The organism is Arenibacter latericius DSM 15913, assembly GCF_000424985.1.
Lineage (GTDB): Bacteria > Bacteroidota > Bacteroidia > Flavobacteriales > Flavobacteriaceae > Arenibacter > Arenibacter latericius.
Genome location: NZ_AUKX01000016.1, coordinates 74,609 through 95,619, shown reverse-complemented (window position 1 = coordinate 95,619; position 21,011 = coordinate 74,609). Strand labels below are relative to the sequence as shown.

The window sequence follows — 21,011 nt, the reverse complement described above, 5'->3', positions numbered from 1 at the left end:
TATATTATAATCCTGTTGCAATGCTGTTTTTGCCCCTTTTGTTAATCAAATTTTCTCTAACCTTAAACAAACGATAGGCATTTAAAGGTGAAAGAGCACCTCCACTAATGAGCCTAGCTTCTTGCAATAAAGGTCTAACATCTGTTCGATAGGCATTTTGAAGTATCTCTTGACACTGAACTACGTCGTTTTCCAATTGTGCATTTCTCAATTGTTCTTGATCAATCAAAAGCGCCTTGGCATATGCCTCCTGAACAGCTTCCAAAGATTGAATTAAATCCTCCAATGGATCTTTGATATTATGACTAGCATCGATCATCCATGCTGGGTAAGGGTTTTGGGGATTATTGTTCATACCATAGACCAATTCATTAAAAGTTAAAAAGAGAGCATATGGCTTAATACTACCTACGGTAACATCATCATCACCATATTTGCTGTCATTAAAATGAAATCCTCCTAGTTTTCCCTTTAGCATCAATGTGGCAACGATCTGTTCAATATTGGAATTTGGTAAATGATGACCCAAATCAACTAGGGTATAAGCATTTTCTCCACATTCATTGGCCAACATGAATGAAGTTCCCCAATCCTGTATTACAGTACTGTAAAAATTTGGCTCATAGGGTTTGTATTCAATGAATAACTTCCAATCCTCCGGCAATGCCCTATAAATATCCTTTAGACTGTCCTGGGTGTTTTGCAAAGCATTTTGAAAATTAATCTGTCCAGGAAAATTAGACCCATCGGCCAACCAGACTGTTAAACTTTTCGAACCTAATTTGTTGCCAATATCAATAACATCCAAATTGTGCTGAACAGCCTGATTCCTTACCGCCTTATCCCTATTGCTCAGCGAACCGAACTTATAGCTTTCCTTTGCGTTCTTTTGATCTTGAAAGGTGTTCGAGTTTACAGCATCAAAAACGATATTGTGCGAAGAGGCTAATTGTTTTATGGCTTCGTAATCTTGTGGTATATCCCAAGGGATGTGCAGGGAAATGGCACCGGCTGTCTGTGTGAGAGCATGAATAATGCCAACGTCATCTATTTTTTGCTCCAAACTGGACGGTTCTCCCTGAAAAGAGAACCTTCCAAATCTGGTCCCACCTGCACCTAAGGCCCAACTGGGAATTGCAACTTGAAATTCGGCTAATTTATTAATAATATCATGGACATCACCCCCCCCTTTTACCAGGGTATTCGACAAAAAATCAAATTTTTCTTGGTGTGATTTTATATCCTTTCGATTCTGCTCCTGTATTCTCTCTTTATCTATTCTCATTTTATTCTCTATTAAAATTAGTCCTGCCAGGAATTGGCACCCTACCCTGACAGGTCCTATAATAAATTAACTCACTATCACCTTACAAATGCATTGGCCATACCACCATCTACATTTATTATGTTACCCGTAGTCTTTTCCAGAATCGAAACACAGGCAAAAACACCGTTCGCAATATCCTCTGGGTAAATAATCTCATTCAGCAAATTTCTTTTGGCATAATGTGCCGGCAATTCGTCGACAGTAATTCCATAGGCTTTGGCACGTCCTTCGGCCCAATCACCTTCCCAAATCTTACTGCCTATGATAACCCCATCAGGATTTATTACATTAACACGAATCTTATCTCCACCTAATTCGGCGGCCAATAAGCGAGCCATATGTTGTTGTGCTGCCTTGGCGGTACCGTAGCCCACATTATTAGGACCGGAAACAATACCATTCTTACTAGCTATACTAATGAAATCGCCACCCAAAGCTTGTTTGCGCATTATGGTAACTGCCTGCTTGGCTAGCTCGAACTGCCCTTTAACTAGAACATTCTGTAGTATATCCCAATCGTTTTCAGTTGTCTCTTCCAGTGGCTTGGAAATAGCGAGTCCTGCGCTATGCACTACAATATCCACACCACCAAATTCCAAGCAAGCTTTTTTATAAGCCTCCGCAATAGATTCACCTTTTGTAACATCACAAACGGCATAACTTGCAGTATCTGGTTTATAGGTACTCACGGCCTCCTTCAATCTTTCTTCGGCTATATCTGTCAACACCACATTAGCTCCTTCTTTTGCCATTTTATCAGCGATGGCCTTTCCTATACCACCGCCTGCTCCAGTAACTAGCGCCACTTTCCTGGATAACGGTTGCTCTTCGGGCAAACGTTTCAATTTAGCCTCCTCGAGCAACCAATACTCAATATTGAAAGCTTCCTGCCTTGGCAAAGAGGTGTATTCCGAAATGGCCTCAGCACCTCTCATAACATTAATTGCATTGATGTAAAACTCACTGGCAACCCGAGCAGTCTGCTTGTTCTTTGCAAAACTGAACATGCCTATACCTGGATAAATAATGATTACTGGGTTCGGGTCTCGTACGGCTGGGCTATTATCCTTTTTACAGGCCACATAGTAGTCCTTATACCCTTGCCTATAGGCTTCAAAAGCAGGTTCTAATTTTTCCAGAACAACTTTAAAGTCGCATAGATCTTCATCAACACCAAGATCCAGCACCAAGGGCTGTATTTTGGTCCTAAGAAAATGATCGGGACAGGAAGTACCCATCGGAGCAAGACGTGAAAGGTCATTACTATTTATAAATTCCATAACTACATCATCATCCGTGAAATGCCCAATCATCCTATTTTCGGAAGAACATAATCCCCTTAGCAACGGCATTAACTGAGACGCCATATTCAAACGCTCCTCTTGAGGTAACGATTGAACCTTTTGACCTCCAAAAACACTTCCCTTTTCCTCTATTTTATTATCAATAAACGCGGATGCCATTTCTATAACCTCCAAACTATTGATATAACATTCATAGGAGGTGTCTCCCCAAGTGAAAAGCCCGTGGCTTCCCAAAACGATCCCCCTAATACCTGGGTTCTCTTTTAAACAATTTTCCAATTGCAGCCCCAAATCAAAACCTGGCCTTTGCCATGGCACCCACCCCATAGTATTTCCCCAGATTTCTTTGGTAACCTTTTCGCTATCCTTAGCCGCGGCAACCGCTATCAAGGCATCCGGATGTAAATGGTCTATATGCTTAAACGGAAGCAAGCCATGCAAAGGAGTATCTATTGAGGGAGCCTTGCTTTCCAGATCGTAGATACAATGGTCAAAAAGACCCACCATTCGATCCTCATCCGCAAGACCACCATAAATGCCCTTTAAGCTCCTTAATCTTTCAGTATAAAGCCCTGCAATACCAGACTTATCCAAAGTACCTATATCCCCTCCAGAACCTTTAATCCACATTACCTCAACTACTTCGTTGGTCAAAGGATCTTTTTCAACGGTTTTACAACTGGTGTTACCTCCTCCATAATTGGTGATTCTAAGATCGGCCCCCAAAATATTTGAACGGTACAAAAACAGAGCAACTTCATCATTTTCTAAAGCCTTTGCTAAATCATTATTCCAAAGGTAATCTACGTATTTAAATCTATTTGCAATTGTATTCATAAGAACTAAAAATATGTTTCAAAGCGAAAATAGATTAACTAAATATTGATTCTATCCTGTAGAGTACTGTATAGCGAAAATTAAATTCGATTTGAGTTCATTGAGTTGTGGTATAACAAAAAAAGACGACACTCCTACTTAAGCTACATGACCATTGAAGAATTTAATAACAGAAAAATTAATTATAAATATGCTGCTTAACTTATAGAGCAACTTTCGTTTGCATATCCAGCCTGGCGGTTCTCCATCCAATTTCCAGTATCTTCCCTATTTCTGAAGAATTTACTTCCAGTTTTGATTTTAATTTAAATGGATAACCAGTAAAAGTCCCAAAAACATCATCTATAACCAAAGGCTCATCTTTGGTATGTATGGATAATTGAATATATCGGTAAGTTCTCCACCATAGTGGGGTAAATTCCTGATGCGCAGTTCCATCAGAGATTATACTATCTGTTTTGCCTATGAATATTTTCCCATCCACTTCATCTCGATTGCCTTTGGGAAGCAATGGCAACCGAAAACCGTCTAAATTTTCATCCTTATGAATATATAATCCCTCCGAATAACCAATGGCTATACGGGCATCTTGACCACCACTGAAAATTAAAGTAGGATAGGCGTTAGTAAGATATTCCTGGTCCAATAGAATTTTGGCTGTAGAATTAGCGGGAATGTTAACCTTAGATTTATTAGCAGGAAATCTATCAAAAATCAGAACACCCTCAGTCTTTCGTGTAGATACCAATCGTTGCTCTGTCATTTCCATTTGAGGTAGACTAGAAGGTACGAGAATCCAATCAGTTGGGGCGACGGCAATTTCTTTTAAAACCCCAGCACCCATAACACGAGCTTCATCCCATTTACTATCCTCAAGACCAATTTTATACCAGTCTTTAATGTGTTCACTCATTTTCACCATTTCTCCAGGACCGGCTACATAATAGCCCTGACCCTTACTGCTAGAGGTTGATAACTGTTGTCCTCTATGACTTTCCAAGAGCTATTAGTGTTAAAAATTCTTTCAGTCTCAGTTTCTCCTTGTAGGATGAAAGCAGTCAAATGGCTTATCTGTGCTTCGGGTTTATATGGTCCATCATTCCAAACTACGGCGGCTATGGTGTTGGTGCCTTCATCTAGTTCAGAACCTATATCAATTGTCTCATAATTCCAGAAATATAAATCTCCTCTGGCAGGCCCTTGAGAGACTTGATTCTCATTGACAAAAAGTTTGTAGCGGTTATCAGCGGAAACATGGATTACAAAAGATGAAGGTTTTTCTTTTAATTTTATGGTCTTTCTGAATTTGAAAACTCCATACTCTTTGAGAGTATTGTCAGTTATGGCATTAAAGCTGCTAATAGAGAATCCCAGTCCAGTAATCCAATGGGCATCACATTGCTTTTTTGACTGTTGGGCCATCATTGGATAGATTGAAACCCCTAGTGTACCGATTAATAAGGTTAAAATAAGTTTTTTCATTTTTATAAGGTTATAAAAAAATCATTCAATTCTTGTTTTCCAAATTAAATAGGATTATTTAGATATAATGCAATTAGCCAATTACATACAACCATAAATCACTATTACTCCTAACCGTTCTGAATGGATATATAAAATTTACAGTTGGATTTGTTGGCCATTTATAAAAGAATTAACCCTTTCAAGTCTTAATAATTTGAAATGCCTTCCAATTAAAGGGGTTCAAAATGTCTATTATCTTTATTCTAATCTAGAAGAAACTATAAAACCTTACAACCATTTTTTCTAAATCTCATAATTGTCTTTTTATCTAAAATTCACAATTATAATTTAAATTAAACCTGTTAATCTCTTTCAGAACGGTAACACTCACTTCAAAGTGGTTTTAGATCAATCAACACTGAACCACCCGCTTCAATATACCATCCTTTCAAAGGTTCTTTTTTATCTTTCTGCTTTGAGTTTATCGATGTAAAAACATGATCCAATTTCCGGTTTTGGGATAGGTTTAAGGAAAATTTTGAAGGCTGATCAAAATTACTATTTGAGATAACAATCCGGAGTTTGTCACCTTTTCTCAATGTTACTATAACAAGATTTGCCTCCTCACCAATGGGTGTGACAAAAGGAGAATACCCCGTTCCCAGTAGTTTTTTAAATTCATAACGGGCAACCTCTGTGTTTTTCCAACGAATAAGACCCCTTCCAGCTTTCCCAAGGTATAAATTAGCTTCACGAACATAATTGTAAATTTCTGTGTGTTTGCCTGTACTATCTATCATAGCATTATAATGGGGTTCTGTTTTGACCATCTCTTCCTCTGCCTTTTGAGCTAATCCCTGTGTTGGTGTTGGTGTCCAATACGTAAACCATGCAAATCCCCTTGCTCCATAGGCTAAGGCTGTGTTCACTTGCCAGAAAATTTCAGCCCTGTTTGGTACACGAAGAATTCCCCTTATACCTTGACTTTGGACGAAAACAATAAAAAGGATATTTGCTTTTTGTGTTGCTTCACGTACCATCATTATATCGCTGTACCATGCATCGAATAAAGTTGATTGTTCAAGTAAGGGGTAAAAATCATAAGATAATATCCCTGGATCAACAGTTTCTATATAGTCTTTAATATAAGCATGGAAATCATCTACCCCTAGTTGTTTAGGGCTTGCATAAGATGGAAACAGATTAATATAAGGTTCATGCACAGAGTCTTTTGCCCTAAACATATCATAAACAGTTTTCAGGGCGGGAAACAGACTGGCGTTCGGCTCGTCATTTAATAAATAACCTGCAAAGGCCGGGTGTTCTTTATAAACAAATATCAGCTTCGAGATAATCTCAGGATTCTTATAGGTTTAAGCTGTTACAGGATAAAATACGGTGTCTAGTGTAATAATTCTAATGCCTACTTCATGAGCCAGGTCAAGAGCTTTAAGGTTTTGTTCTATCGTAAAAGTCCCGATACCTGGTACCAGAACATCAATCCCCGCATCGGCAATCTCGCGGTAACGTTCAATATTAACTTCTTCAACAGGCGGGCCAGAATAGGCATAAATAACAAATTCATCGGCAAGTTTAGTCTGTTTTTGTCCCCGTCCAATATTATTTCCAAGACCTCCTGCGCAACCAATACAAAATGGGATTAATAATCACAATAAAAAAATGAATGTGGGAGTTATTATTGTTTTATCGATTTGCATGCTATAAGATGTCAAGTTTTATATTTATTAAAATTTTCCAGAGGTTTAAATCCCTATTGCGCTGATATTAAACATGTATTCTATTACTGATTTAAGCCCTCTTAATTACTCGTTTGTCATTCAAAAATGTCATACTTGATTGTATTTGAACCGAGCCAAGGACGAAAATAAAGCAATCCTTTATTTTGTGCCATAATTATAAAAATCTCATCCATCACAGCAGATGTAAATTGGGATCTACAACATCCCAAAGCTTCTCGACCAGTTTTGAGATTAGCTTCTGTGTAAGGTATTCTGTATGTAAGGAATTTTTTTTGGGTTGTATGCAAATGTTTCTTATACCAATTTACAATTTCCGTATTTAAGGATGGTAAGGATTCTATTACTTCATTTGGGAAACCAATATAGAGTAGCTGTTTTGGGTACGCATATTTGCCTTCTTGAACTACTTCTGTCACAACGTTGCCAACCATGCGATGGTCGGGATGCCCGTAGCTCCCATCAGGCCCGAAGGTAATCACGACATCGGGTTTGTATTGATTAAAAAGACTGTCTATTTGTTCATTAAGTAAAAACAAATGATCCATAGAAGCCAGATTCCCATCTTCATAATCGAGCTGAATAGGAGGATTGATACCCAGCGTCATCGTAGTGCATACGGTCTCCTTGGCACGTACTTTTGCTAGCGGGTCTCCTGCCGGAATATTGGCATGAGGCGTTACTCCTTTTGAACCATCTGTAACGATCACCAAATAAACCTTCACACCCAATTCTGCATATTTATTCAAGATTGGGGACACCATAAGTTCATCATCCGAATGCGCAAAAACAGCCATTATGGTCCTATTACTATAAGAAAAAGAATCAGTTTTAGTATTTGAATCAGCAGCCCAGTTATTCGTAAGTACTAATAACAAGGGGCTAAAAATCAGCATCCATTTTTTCATCGACTTAATTTTTTATTTTTCAAATCATATAGCTTCCTCAGCAAATTTTATCCAAAATATAAGGTCGCTTCACGGTGTAAATTAAAGATTATATAACATCTATACTTATTTAGAGACAATAATCATGGTAAGCCCAGTAATGTATAAAAGCAACATGATATTCAACATGGTTTTGGTGTCAGAGGGTGCTTTGTCAAATTCTTTCCAGAAATAAATCCCCCAAATAGCAGCTACTACCGTTGCACCTTGTCCAAGTCCGTAGGAAATCGCTGGTCCCGCTTTTCCTGAAGCAATAATACTTAAGGACATCCCTATACTCCATATTACTCCACCTAAAATACCTGCTAAGTGGTCTTTAGATTTACCTTTAAAATAATCACTAAATGAAACTGGAAGGTCTACAAACGGACGCTTCATTTGTATCGTATTAAAAATAAAACTACTCACAACCACACCGACTGCAAAAACAACCAATGCCGTGTATGGAGTGAGTTTCCCTATTTCTGGCACATTAAAATTGGTTACCATTGAACCAGCAACATACTTGTAAAATAAACCCATCAAACAGCCGCTAATAACCGATATAACTAAGCCTTTTTTAGAAACTTTTCCCAATGAGGCTGTTTGTAATTTTCCATAGGCTTTGGCGTTAATTAAAATTGCCAAAACAATTAAAGCGACACCCCCAAATATATAAATAGGATTTCCTTGTGGGAATGCGATATAATTTACCAATACACCCAAAGCTAAGGCGATACCAATAGCAACGGGAAAGGCTACAGACATACCAGCTATGGCAATGGCAGCAACCAATAGTATGTTAGCTAGATTAAAGATTACACCTCCTATAAAAGCCGAAATTAAACTTTCTGAATTTGCTTGACCTAAATCCACAATAAAAGAGCGGCCTTCAATTCCGGTACTTCCTAAGGTAAATGCCAGAATTACGGTGGCTAACAAAATTCCGATGCCATAATCCCAATAAAAGAGTTCAAACCTCCAAGTTTTGGAAGTCAGTTTGGTCGTGTTGGCCCAAGAGCCCCAACAAAGCATAGTGATAAAGCATAGAACAATTGCCAATCCGTAATTTTCTACAATAAACATAGGCTAATTTTTAAAGGATAATAATCAATATAATACTATTTCTTTTTTATAAGGTATCGATACCTGCGCTCCTAATCTTGTTACGGATTTAGACGCAGCTACAATTGCAAATTTTACGACCTGTTCCCACTCAATAGTTGAACGATCCTGTTTTTCTGTAAGTGCAACAGCAATTGCCCCACTGAATGTATCACCTGCAGCAGTAGTGTCTATGACTTTTACAAGAGGTGCAGGGATTTTAAAGTGTTGGTTATTATTTTCGAAATAAGCCCCTTCTTTTCCTAAAGTGATAATGACGTTTTCGACTCCTTTATCTAGAAAAATTTTAGAAGCTTGTGAAGCGGTTTCTTCGTCAATTACCGTTATTCCAGTCAATAGAGCCGCTTCCGTTTCGTTTGGTGTGATCAAGAATAAACCCTTCAGCAATTCGTCATCCAATTTTTGAGCAGGAGCTGGATTGATAATTACCTTTTGATGCGTTTTCTTTGCGTTTTTAACCACAAAAGCTATGGTTTCCATTGGGATTTCTAATTGCATCAAGATTATTTTGGCTCTAGATACTTGCTTTACTTTTTCAATATCTGAAGGCAATAGATTGGCATTTGCACCTGGCGCAACGACTATACAATTTTCACCTTCTTCGTTTAGAATAATTAATGCTGTACCTGAAGGACTTTTATTGTCTGTAAAAACATAGTCCGTTTTGATACCATCTTTTCGTAAACCTTCAACGGTTTGCTTTCCGAAAATATCATTTCCCACTTTAGTAACCAAGCTAACATTGCCACCCAATCTTGCGGCGGCTACAGCTTGGTTTGCACCCTTGCCTCCAGCATTCATATAGAATGTTCCACCCAAAACCGTTTCTCCAGGTAAAGGAAGTTTAGTTGCTTTTACCACCATATCAGTATTGGCACTGCCAATGACGATGATTTTGTTTGGGCTCATATTTTGCTTTTTAAATTGCACGTAACTGTAATAAAATTATTAAACCGTAAATACGGACTTTTCAAAAATATTGTGTTTGACCAACTAGGATGCTCTCAGCAATCATTCACTAATTCTTTAGTCATTTTTATTCATTCTCACTTGTCTTTCTTATTTCTCCAACCACTTTTTGGCCGCCAAAACAAATGGACTGTCTTCACTGTGTGACACAGAGAACATGGATTCCAAAGGTTCTCGACCCCATCCAAAAACCGATACAAACAAGGCGTTATTATTAAACATAGAAGCGAAATAATCATCTGCCTGTTTAAAATTCTGATCAACACCGAGACTATAGCCTTCTGCCAAAGCAAAATAGTTTTGTGTGGGGTCGGCCTTTTTAATTTCGTTAGTAAGGGTTTCTAAGTTATAAGGACAGGTAACTGGGGACATCGTAAAACCAGGCACGCTGTATTCGTTTACAGCAGTCCAAATTGGCGGGGAGAAAGTAGTTCGTAGATCAGGATAAGCAGACATCATCCCAACAATGTGCGTAAATATCTTATGCTTTGGAATCCCAGACTCGAAGGCTGTTTTTGCCAAAAGTTCTGAATAATCGTGTATCACCGTATTTAGTACATCCAAATCATACTGATCATGTCCCAAAATATGTAATGAATTATATCCAAATTTCCTTGCTTCCCACGGCTCCATGCGGTCACCGTTTATTACGCTAATTGGTAAATTATCAGGATTAACTTGAAGCACGGAATTAGAAGATGAATAATCTGGTATATGTGTTTCCCAACCAATTGCCATCCCTGCAAATAAATGTGCTCGTCCTTCTTCTTTCAACTTACTATACCTAATATTTAACGGTTTAAGAACACCTTCTTGTAATCTGTTAACTATAAAATCACGATATCCTGGGGATTGAAATGCGGGGAACGCTTTGGCATGCATCCATGAACCCCAGTTAAACCAAAAATAGGGTGGTCTTCCATTTTGCTGTCCACCCCAGTTTTCCTTGTCCTGAGGGAAGGATACCCATTCAACCCAATCCGGGTTTTCATAAAACTTTATATCAGTACCATCACCAAATTCATCTGTGTAATTGTTACAATCATCCAATTGAAAATATACTGGGACGTTGTATTTTTCAGCGGCATCAAATGCTTTATTAATCTGATCCTTCATTTCATCAACAGATTGTGTTAAAAGCATGGGACCTGGAAGACCAAAAGCATATTTAAACTTACTGTCCTTTTTAATTTCACCAAATAAATGAGGCAGTTCGCTAATGAAGTTATAGGAAGAATTAGCATCCATTCCTGTATTTATATTGACAGCCTGGTCAATACTAGTATTGGTAAGAAAAAAGACAATGTACCGATCAACGAATGTACTATCATTCTCATAATATGCATTTCCACAGGACGCTAATATGGTCATAAAGAAAAACAATGTCAATACAGAGTATCGTAATATTACTAATTTAATCATGTTAACAGTTTAAAGATTGCCCAATAACAGGTCCGCTATAATTCAGAATAATGCAAGGGGTTTCGGTTAATAAAAATTAATTTCAGTATTATACATTCAGTCGACGACTGCAAGGATGTTATAGCCAAATAAGAAAATAATCCGTTCAATAGCACTTCTTTAAATATGCTCTCTCTTTTTGAAAGCTCCACTAATGTCTAACTGAATGGTTACAGGCCAAAAAGAACTACAACACGCCATTCATTTTCACTTTAACCATATCCTTCACTGTTCTCAAAGAAATCATAAGCTTTTCCCAAAAACTTACAGGAATAATTTTTGTATAAATCTTGTTCTTTAAATTACAGTTCTGGGACAATAATTAAAGTTAAAAACCATGCTTTAATACTGTTCTTCAACTACATCCTTCAATTAGCATTTATCAGTTCAATAAAACGGGATAATATCCTATTCTTCGCAGTTGAATCAGGAAGCATGAGGTAGAAATGTGTTCCATTTGTATCTTCTGTAAACCTAGTATATCCTTCCTCATTTACCCTTACCAAACCGGGATTACTAGTAGTGAAATATCCCCTCTCTGGCTCTATAGCAAATAACGCCGCAGTCAAATCCCATGTAGGTCTATCATAAGGCATGGGAAAATAGAGTTTATATCCTTCCACTAGTGGATTAGGTCGTGTATAGCCTAAATTATCTTCTATGAAGGAAGCTGGAAAGAGGATTTCGTTTCCAATTTCAAAAGGACTGCTAAAAATGATACCTGGCCATTGCTCATACACCTTTTTTGCTGAAGGGATGTCAACCCTGACATTAAATTCCGTAGACGCGGGAGTACTGAAATTTCCAGCCATGGCACTTAGAAATTTAACTTTCCTCGCCACTAATTCCTTACCATTAAGCGCTGAGAACTTATCTGGCCCAGAATCCAACAACCTGGCAAGATTGGTGAAAAAACCTACGGAAATAATGATTACGGAATGATCAGGTTCAGCAGATAAAATCTGCCGGTACAAGCTCACAGACTCTTCCACCTTGGTTTCGAAATCAATTTCTCTACTATTACTAACCGATTTATCTTTTTTGTACTCATCAACGACCTTTTTCGCAAAGCTCTTGGATTCAACTTCTCCCCTTTTCCCTTTAACTACCGTACCTATCGGAATCTTTGGAAAATTATACCACTTATTCATAATATCAATAAACTTAGAAGAATTCTCACTTTGCTTATTATTACTTATTCCAATAATTTCCACTTTCCCCTGCTCGGCATATCGATATAGCATAGCTAGAGCAAGGGCATCATCAATATCATTACCCATATCCGTTTCAAAAATCACCTTAACGGGATTTCGGTCAGCGATGCCCCCAGAAAAACAAGCACTCCAACCGCTCGTTATCGGCAAAATGATACTTAAAACCAAACAAGAAAGAAACTTAAATGTATTATCCATAATTTACCATCCCGGATTTTGATTAATACTAAAATCTGGAATTATTGCAGCTTCACCTATCGGAATAGGGAAAATTAGAAATTTATCTTGCCATGAATTCCGCTCTTCTGTAACAATTCTTGTGTAATTCATTCTTCTAACCTCTAAATCATCAACAAACCCTGTACTTCCTGGGTCAAACTGTGCTCCTACTATAGCAGTTGTATTAGTTGGACCAGTAGTAAAAGTTGCCGACACTTTAGTCCATCCTGGTGAAGCTGTAAACCCTCCTACTGGGTCTCCCCCATAATCTAGTGCGCCTATAATGCCTACACCTGAAGTTACATTCACCCATCCAGAAACTGAATACGTCGTATTGGGCTCAACATCAATATTTTTAATAGCAAGGCCTCCAGATTCCCCACTTATTTCTGCTGAAAAGTTTCCCGTCCGGGGTGAGGTAGAGGTTCGTGAAGCTCCCGAAAGATAGGTCCAATCTGCTGAATTTTCCTCAAATCCACCATCAGAAAGTGATACACCACTCGTACTCAGTTCTATTAGCATCCCTGTAGCCACCTTATCTGTTTGATCTAGAATTTTCCATCGACGTACATCCCAAAAACGATGTTCCTCAATTGCTAATTCAACCCTTCGCTCACGGCGGATACGGTCACGCATTTGTTCTTTAGACAGTCCTGAGGGTAAGGGGGGCATCTGTACTCTTGCCCTAATGGTATTAATCGCATTATAAACATCTCCTGTGGGACCTTTACTTTCATTTTCCGCTTCGGCAAAGTTTAGATAAATTTCAGCAAGTCTGTATTTTTTCCAACGAGTATCTTCTGGTTGGCCAGGTTGTAGGCGAGGATCTATAAATTTTCTGAGATAGTATCCTGTACGAGTAAAATCCCACCCAATAGGCGCTACAAGCAACTGCTCCCGGCCACCTTGATATGTCTCCAATGGCCGCACTTCCCCATTTATATTATCATACATGGCTCCATTGTGCCAAACGGTTGCGTAAAATCTTGGATCCCTGCCTTTGTACGGATCAAGTTCATTATATCCTGATGTCGGGTTAATAATTGGTTCAAGATGTTGCTCATCATTATAGCCCAATATGGCAGGCTCACCAGTTGCTTGCATATCATAACTATCCACTAGTTCCTGAGTAGGAGTAGCTCCTACTTTAAAATTTCCGCTTTTACTTGGAATACCATTAATAATACTGAATACAGGATCAATTTGCGGTTCATGTACTTCGTAAATTGTTTCTTTGTCTCCGAGAGTAGATTTGCTAAGAAAATATTCACCATAGTCAGGAGCCAATGCAAAGCCTTCAGCAATTAATTCCTGCAAAGCATTTTTAGAAGCGGTAGCCGCATCCTCCCATTTTTTAAGATCGTTTTCGGGATTCCATAATGGGCTCGCATTATATAACAAGGCCTGAGATTTAATAGCATGGGCAACCGATTTGGAAAATCTACCTCTCTCCGCTTCTATGGTAATATTGAATGGCATATCGGAATTGGCAAGTACTTCATCACAATCTTTAACTATAAAGTCTATGCTCTCTTGAAATGAAGGTCTTGTTAGTGAGGTGTAATCAAAAGAATTATCGAAGGGTGAGTCTACTACAGGCATCGGACCAAATTCTTTAATCAATTCCAAATAATAAAATGCTCTTAATAGTTGTGCTTCCGATTTTAACCTACTCCTTTTGGCTTCATTTGAAATGTTTGCTCCGTCTATATTGGCCAAGAATACGTTTGCTTCTCTGATACCTGACCAAAACGTGGGATAATGATTGGCACCCTTCCCACGCTCTTGAGGTGTATGTGCAATGGGATTAGAACTTGCACTTAAGCTACCGGACGCCCATGGCATTGTTCCTCCACTAAATGCATAGCATTCATCGGAATAAGACGCAAGAAAATCAAAAAAACCATATTTCCAGAAATAACTGGGTATTCTACTGTATACAGCATTTAACTGAGCTTCAGTTCTTTTCTCATCTAAAAACACATCATCCAACGTAATTCTACCGTCTGGAGTAATATCCAAAAAGTCCTTTTGGCATCCAGTAGCAACGACAAGAATAAGAAAACAAAACGCTAGTCCTTTTTTCATGTATTGAGCTCTTTTAGTGTTAAGTTCAACTATATTTTTCATATCTGTATATTTTGTATTAAAATGTAATATTTACACCGAGATTGAAAGTCCTTGTTATGGGGAATGAGCGAGAATTTCTTAGTTCGGGATCAAATTCTTTAGTAGGTAAATTATCCCAAGTAATAAGATTAAGTCCGTTAGTATATATTCTGATTCGTTGAATATTAAATAGCCTTCTGGTGAGCTCAGAAGGAAGAGAGTAGCCCAATTCAGCGCTTTTCAATCTTACATATCCTGTATTGACAATGAAGAATGAGTTTCTGATTTCGTTTGGACTATTCTGCAAACTCAATCTTGGATAAGAAATTTCATCTCCATTGGCTGCTCGCTCTGGAGTATAACTATTCAAATGTCTAGAGATAAAATTGTTGACCCCGTTTGTCGCAAAAGCCCCCTCTCCACTAATATAATTTGAAACATTGCCAACCCCCTGGAACAAAGCACTAATATCAAAATTCTTATAGGTGATATTAAATGCTAAACCAAACTGATATTCAGGGACATTGGAATAACCGATCGGAGCAATATCTTTTTCATTTACCACTCCATCACCATTTAAGTCCTTGTATTTAAAATCGCCTGGTCGAGACTCATGGCCTCCGACGACCTGTTCAGGAGAACTATTTATATCTTCCTCATCTAAAAAATATCTGTCCACTACATACCCGAATTGTTGTCCAATTTTATATCCTGTTTCTCGGAATCTATAAGCAAAATCTTCAGGTAAAATAGCTTCATCCGCAAACAATTGTTTGTTTTTGGAATGGTTAAGATTAGCCCTAGCTAATAATGATAAATCTTTGCTGAAAGCTTTTCTATAATTTAATTCCAACTCATATCCCTTGTTACTAATAACACCTATATTAACTGGGGCAAGTGCCTGATTGGGCAAACCATTTAAAACGGGGATTATACCGCGAAATCTTAAAATATTATCTCTTCTTTCATAAAAAAAATCGGCATTGACAGTGAAATCGTGAAAAAGGCCCAGTTCAATTCCAACGTTTGTCTTTTTAGCCACTTCCCATTGCAAATCCTCATTTTTGAGCAGATTGGTAATAATCGTATTTCCATCACCTAAACTACCTGAAAATCCACCACCAGCAATCTTTATGTCATCTAAGAATAAAAATCTACTGCTACTAACTCTATCGTTACCAACTTTTCCAAAAGAGCCTCTAACTTTTAAAAGATTTACAACATCTTTCCCATTCCATTCCTTCCAAAAGCTCTCGTTCGATAAAACATAACCGGCCGACACCGCAGGGAAAAAGCCATATCTGTTGTTTTTCGCAAACTGTTCAGAGCCATTGTACCCAGCATTTAGCTCCATAAAATACTTATTATCATACCCGTAAGTAAAACGAGCAGAGGTTCCTAATGAATTAAAAGGCAATTGTTCATCAATAATCAAAGATTCTTTCTGAAATAACAACATTCCCGTTGTCGCATGCTTTCCAAAAGTTCTGTTGTAATTCAGGAACGCTTGAAAATTTGATCGCGAGGCAAAGGCCCTTCTACCGCTAATCGATAGCGGTGTGTTTTTATCGTTATTATACAGTCGATAAGACACACTAGGGAGGCCTTGATCGTCGAGATTATCATTATCAATCACCTGAACAAATTTTTCATGAGATCTCTGGGCTTCCAATCGATTTATCGATTTGGTGTCAAAGGATAAAATCGCTTTTGCCGATAAGCCTTTAGTTATAAAATCCAATTGTTGTTCCATACCGAAGGATGCTAACACGTTGCTTTCCTTTGTTTGCACAAATCCGGATCTATTTAATAACCCATAGGCAGGCCAAGCTACGTCTCCATCGGTAATAACGCCATCATCTGGAGTAAGAGGCCCAGGTACAGTTGCTGGCAAACGATTCATAAAGTAAATTATCCAGTCCGTCGGATCATCCCCACCTAATGCATATGGGGCATTTCTAGTTTGAAGATAGCCAGCAACATTTAAAAACGCCTTTAGTGATTCGGTCAACTTAACATCTGCATTAGATCGAAAATTGTAACGTTCAAGTTCAAAGCTTGGATTATATGGAAGGTCTTTTTCCGTTTTGAATTGCCCTCCTTGTTTCACATAACCACCATTAATAAAATATTTTGCTTTTTCACCTGCCCCAGAAATATTTAGATTATATCGCTGTTGAAAGGAATAATCTTTCATAAGTATGCTACGCCAATCGGTGTCTGGATATCGAAGCGGATCATCCTGTAGTCTATAATGTTCCAAAGCATTGGCTGAAAATTCTTCAGGCAAACCGTCATTAGCCAGCGAAAGATTTCTTAAAGTCGCATATTGGAAGGAATTCACAGGGCTAATAAATCTGGGCAAATCAGAAAAGCTGCTTTCTGATGAAAAATTAATCTCTGGAATTTCGGAATTTCCTCTTCTTGTTGTTACTAAAACAACCCCATTTGCACCCTTTACACCAAAAATAGCAGTGGAGGACGCATCCTTTAAAACCGTGATAGATTCCACTTCATTTGGATCAATAAAATTGAGTTCACGCTCAACACCATCTACCAAAATGAGTGGACTTTGAGTATTGACAGTTCCTTGTCCCCTTATGAGTAATTGGACGTTTTCTGCCCCGGGCTGTCCAGTTCTCTGAATAGAAGTCAAACCAGGTAAACGCCCCGCCAAGGTAATCGCCATATTAGCTGCAGGGCTTTGCTTAACCTCTTTGGTTTTAACCGATGAAATAGCCCCAGTAACTGTTTCCTTCTTTTGAGAACCAAAACCAACAATCACAACCTCTCCGAGTTGCTCTGCCTCTTCGATTAGGGTAATATTAATTTCTGAACGATCTCCGATCGGTTGTTCAAGTGTCTGAAATCCAATATAAGAAAAAACAAGAATATTAGATCCTTCTATTATTCTTATTCTGTAGATTCCATCAAAATCGGTAACGACCCCATTTACAGTCCCTTTCTGAATAATATTTACCCCGGGCAAAGCCGTACCATCCGACGAAATAACCTTTCCGGTAATCTCAATCTCTTGAGCATAAACTCCTAATGAGAGCATCAAGATACAAAAATGGAGTATTCTTGTAAAGCATTTTTTATAACTGTGTTCCATAATTTTATTTACATTTTTAGTCTGGTTAGTAATTATGTTTGTGCCCGAATGTAACTCAAAATTAACTCAACTTACAAAATAGGGCATCCTGCACCTTCCTGTCCAAATTAAATTATTGAATCTAACTTTTGATTTAATGCATATATTATAACAAGCCTAACATTTAAGGTTTAAACTAACAAGGACAATTATTAACATCCACTAAATTTGATAAAAAAGGCTCATATAGTCTGTTTTAGGTATCTGTTATTATTAAAAAAGCTTATACAACCTCTAACTCCCTGCTCATTCAAAAGACATCTGTAAATCTTTGAGACAGTTCTTTAGTACCAAAAACATATATTGCTTACCGCACAGATTTACACTCATTTAACCGAAAATTTGGGCCCAATTAAGATTAAAAGCAATTACGGGGAGATACAGGTACTTACTGGATTGAGCTATCCCTATTTGATAAGTTTTTAATGTGACCATAGACAAAAAAAGGTCACCCAAAACAAGTCCAGAAGCGCCAAGCCCGTTCATTATTTGACGTTATAGATCTATTCCACAAATCAACATCTATATTTTTCATCTTTATACTCGGGATGTTGACCCCAGACGTCTATTTGCACTTGCCTTAAGGGTAGTATTCCCTCTCGGTCAACCACTTTGTACCCAGTATTTGGTAACTTATTTTCTTTGAAAGCATAGGCATTAAATGATTTTAACTTAATAGAAAAACTTCCTTTATCATTAGTCCAAACAGTTTGTTGCCATAGAGGTATATTGAACTTATCAGTTTGAGGATCCCTTAGCCCAACTTTATAATGCAACAATGATCCACTTTTACCGGTCTTGTTTTAAAAGCAGGACCAAGTTCCAGTGGACTTAACAAACTAAGACCTATTCCTAGATCGTATTTTGCAGCAAAATCCGAGATAATCTTAATCTTATCAACATATTTGTACATATCGGGAGTATGGAATGTCTAATTTAGTTGGTACCGATTTATGTGATAAACTTAAATTTGTAATATGAATAAAAGAAATTACGACCAGGAATTTATAACCACCATTGTAGAGTTACTAAATACAGGATGTTCCGTTAAATCCTTATCTGAAGAATACGGAGTTAGCCAAGCCTCAATTAACAGGTGGAAAAGGATGGCAATTACAAATGGCACGCCACAAGCTGCAGAAGACACCAAAGAGACGTTAAGAATTAAGGCTTTAGAAAAAGAATTGAAGGAAATAAAGTTAGAACGTGATATTTTAATAAAGGCGGTGAGCATCTTTTCCAAGAGCGACAGGTAAGATATGGTTTCATAAAAGATCATAAAGACAAATTTTCTGTTGAAAAGATGTGTAAAATCATGTGCGTCAGTAAAAATGCTTTTTATACATGGTTAAGAACAAGCGAGACCAGTGCCACTAATACTAGGTTAGAGTTTTTAAAACAAAGCATACAAGAAATATATCACGGTAGTTACCGTATATATGGCAGTTTAAGAATCCAAAAAACATTGGAAAGAAAAGGGCTGTTTTATAGTAGGTCCTATGTAGCCTACTTAATTAAACAGATGGGATTAAAAGGTGTTTTAAGTAGAAAATTCAGGGGGACTACAACCGACTCAAAACACTCGCTCCCAGTTGCAAGAAATCTATTGGCAAGAAACTTTACCAGTGAGTGTCTAGGTGAAAAGTGGGTCTCAGATATCACCTATATCAAAATAGGAAGCAGTTGGAATTACCTAACAACAATTTTGGATTTAGCAGATAGAAAGGTGTTATCTTGGGTTTTAAGTGAAGACATGAGCACTGAAAACACAGTATATAAGGCTTGGATCTTAGCCAGAAATAGAAGAGAAATAACGGAAAATCATATTTTCCATTCTGATCGAGGGAGCCAGTATGCTTCAAATAAAATGACAAACCTGTTAGGTTTAAGTAGTAAAACAACTCAAACTATGAGCCGGAAAGGAAACTGCTGGGACAACGGTGCGCCACGAAGATCGGAGGGAATCGTAAAGATACTCTATGATCTAGTAAGCTTGCGTTCCGATGCTGGTTGATCGCGATATTGTCTAAAAAACTCATCGAAAGCTATGGTCAATGTATGACCTCCGTTTTTTCTTATTTCTTCGCATACATCCCGTAAACTGGCATAACGTTTTGTATGCCCAAGTGACATATCAATTTTCTTGTTAGGATCAGTCAGATCGGTCAATTGTTGATCGCTGGTAAAAATTATCGCTTGCGCAATAGAATTGTAATTACTCGTAATCCATACAATGAACAATAGTATTATTTTCTTAAAAAGATATTCTATTCTTTTCATTTATTGAATTTAATAAGCATTTCTAATCACTAGTGTCCGCTTAAAACAGACTGATTTTCAATTGATTATATTCAAGTTCATGGATATTATTGTAATCTACATTAGTAAACAACTCATTTACAGGGGTTTTATCCAGTAGGTATATCCCCAAGACCTGTAATATTTCGTAGGTTGAACGTTCAATTTTCAGGTCATGCCCTACAATCGCTACAGGACAATATGTAATGGTGGCGGTGTAAATTTGGATTCGCACTGCATTTTCCGATGTTCCCCAAAAGGATTAAATCTTTAGATGCTGTTTGATCCATTTGAAAAAGAGCTCTACCTGCCAACGATTTTTATATAAAAGTGCTATCTCTAGGGCGGATAATTCGTTGTTGTTGGTCAAGAAGACGAAAGTACATCCGGTTTCTTGATCATGGAATTTAACCCTTCGCATCTTGTCCGGATAATCTTTGGAAACATAGAACCCTGTTAGTTTGCCCAATTGGTCGCATAATATTCCGGTCGATCTATCGGTTTTTTTGGAATACATCCGCCTAAACTTTAGGTTGGACTTGGCACGAACCACAAAGTAGGCTTGGAGCCTTGCTATTCTGTACAGTCTTTGATAGTCCACATACCCACGGTCAAAGACGTAATGGGCCTCTGCTTCATATGGTATGACATCCATGGCATTCATGTCATTTACCGTTGCGGCCGTAATGTGGATAAATGCCGGGATTTGGGTGGTTATATCGAAAAGCGTATGAACCTGAGTTCGACGTAAGAATTTCGAATATTATTGGGTTTTTACACCATAGAAAAAGCGGAAATTCAGAATATTTAAGTGTCTAAAAATCAAATATTTAACTAAATTATCCGC

General features: G+C 37.8%; 16 protein-coding genes and 1 pseudogene. 2 read left to right on the top strand and 15 right to left on the bottom strand.

All coding sequences use genetic code 11. The features are described 5' to 3' along the window. Nucleotides 1-4 precede the first annotated feature (4 nt). The 13 genes from H344_RS0108705 to H344_RS21670 form a co-directional block, all read right to left on the bottom strand. Complete coding sequence (locus H344_RS0108705; RefSeq protein ID WP_026809965.1) at nucleotides 5-1,285, bottom strand: TIM barrel protein; 1,281 nt, start codon at nucleotides 1,283-1,285, stop codon at nucleotides 5-7. A gap of 77 nt (nucleotides 1,286-1,362) precedes the next feature. Further along, on the bottom strand, nucleotides 1,363-3,468 hold the full coding sequence (locus H344_RS0108700) for a bifunctional rhamnulose-1-phosphate aldolase/short-chain dehydrogenase (RefSeq protein WP_026809964.1): 2,106 nt from the start codon (nucleotides 3,466-3,468) through the stop codon (nucleotides 1,363-1,365). Nucleotides 3,469-3,670: 202 nt separating this feature from the next. Next, entirely contained in the window at nucleotides 3,671-4,468 is a 798-nt protein-coding gene (locus H344_RS21010; RefSeq protein WP_157378204.1) for a hypothetical protein, read from the bottom strand. Continuing rightward, nucleotides 4,405-4,950 (bottom strand): hypothetical protein, encoded by a 546-nt coding sequence (locus H344_RS21005; RefSeq protein ID WP_026809962.1) that lies wholly within the window; start codon nucleotides 4,948-4,950, stop codon nucleotides 4,405-4,407. The genes H344_RS21010 and H344_RS21005 overlap by 64 nt, the downstream gene beginning before the upstream one ends. A 374-nt stretch (nucleotides 4,951-5,324) precedes the next feature. Next, on the bottom strand, nucleotides 5,325-6,176 hold the full coding sequence (locus H344_RS0108685) for a hypothetical protein (RefSeq protein WP_026809961.1): 852 nt from the start codon (nucleotides 6,174-6,176) through the stop codon (nucleotides 5,325-5,327). A 590-nt stretch (nucleotides 6,177-6,766) separates the two neighbouring features. Further along, nucleotides 6,767-7,597 carry a PIG-L family deacetylase gene (locus H344_RS0108680; RefSeq protein ID WP_026809960.1) on the bottom strand — a complete coding sequence of 277 codons (831 nt, stop codon included), beginning with the start codon at nucleotides 7,595-7,597 and terminating at the stop codon, nucleotides 6,767-6,769. A gap of 105 nt (nucleotides 7,598-7,702) precedes the next feature. After that, nucleotides 7,703-8,701: a GRP family sugar transporter gene (locus H344_RS0108675; RefSeq protein WP_026809959.1), complete on the bottom strand. Its 999-nt coding sequence runs from the start codon at nucleotides 8,699-8,701 to the stop codon at nucleotides 7,703-7,705. Nucleotides 8,702-8,725: 24 nt separating this feature from the next. Continuing rightward, a complete protein-coding gene (rbsK, locus tag H344_RS0108670; RefSeq protein WP_034256356.1) occupies nucleotides 8,726-9,649 on the bottom strand; it encodes a ribokinase in 924 nt (307 codons plus the stop codon). A 150-nt stretch (nucleotides 9,650-9,799) separates the two neighbouring features. Next, a complete protein-coding gene (locus H344_RS0108665) occupies nucleotides 9,800-11,131 on the bottom strand; it encodes a hypothetical protein (protein ID WP_157378202.1) in 1,332 nt (443 codons plus the stop codon). A 407-nt stretch (nucleotides 11,132-11,538) separates the two neighbouring features. Next, nucleotides 11,539-12,582 carry a nucleoside hydrolase gene (locus H344_RS0108660; RefSeq protein ID WP_084148759.1) on the bottom strand — a complete coding sequence of 348 codons (1,044 nt, stop codon included), beginning with the start codon at nucleotides 12,580-12,582 and terminating at the stop codon, nucleotides 11,539-11,541. Nucleotides 12,583-12,585: 3 nt separating this feature from the next. Further along, nucleotides 12,586-14,733 (bottom strand): RagB/SusD family nutrient uptake outer membrane protein, encoded by a 2,148-nt coding sequence (locus H344_RS19935; protein ID WP_051254223.1) that lies wholly within the window; start codon nucleotides 14,731-14,733, stop codon nucleotides 12,586-12,588. A gap of 16 nt (nucleotides 14,734-14,749) precedes the next feature. Then, nucleotides 14,750-17,773, bottom strand: coding sequence for a SusC/RagA family TonB-linked outer membrane protein (locus H344_RS0108650; RefSeq protein WP_026809955.1), 3,024 nt, complete (start codon nucleotides 17,771-17,773; stop codon nucleotides 14,750-14,752). 847 nt (nucleotides 17,774-18,620) lie between these two features. After that, nucleotides 18,621-18,779: a hypothetical protein gene (locus H344_RS21670; protein ID WP_157378200.1), complete on the bottom strand. Its 159-nt coding sequence runs from the start codon at nucleotides 18,777-18,779 to the stop codon at nucleotides 18,621-18,623. 64 nt (nucleotides 18,780-18,843) lie between these two features. Between H344_RS21670 and H344_RS0108635 the strand changes: the two genes are divergently transcribed. Continuing rightward, on the top strand, nucleotides 18,844-19,122 hold the full coding sequence (locus H344_RS0108635) for a transposase (protein WP_034256352.1): 279 nt from the start codon (nucleotides 18,844-18,846) through the stop codon (nucleotides 19,120-19,122). Between the two features lie 11 nt (nucleotides 19,123-19,133). After that, on the top strand, nucleotides 19,134-19,880 hold the full coding sequence (locus H344_RS19930) for an IS3 family transposase (RefSeq protein WP_157378198.1): 747 nt from the start codon (nucleotides 19,134-19,136) through the stop codon (nucleotides 19,878-19,880). Here the strand turns inward: H344_RS19930 and H344_RS21385 are convergent. After that, nucleotides 19,844-20,146 (bottom strand): hypothetical protein, encoded by a 303-nt coding sequence (locus tag H344_RS21385; RefSeq protein WP_026809952.1) that lies wholly within the window; start codon nucleotides 20,144-20,146, stop codon nucleotides 19,844-19,846. The two genes, H344_RS19930 and H344_RS21385, sit on opposite strands and share 37 nt — an antisense overlap. 280 nt (nucleotides 20,147-20,426) lie before the next feature. Next, a pseudogene (locus H344_RS21000) lies at nucleotides 20,427-20,891 on the bottom strand (IS4 family transposase); the annotation flags it as partial. Nucleotides 20,892-21,011 lie beyond the last annotated feature (120 nt).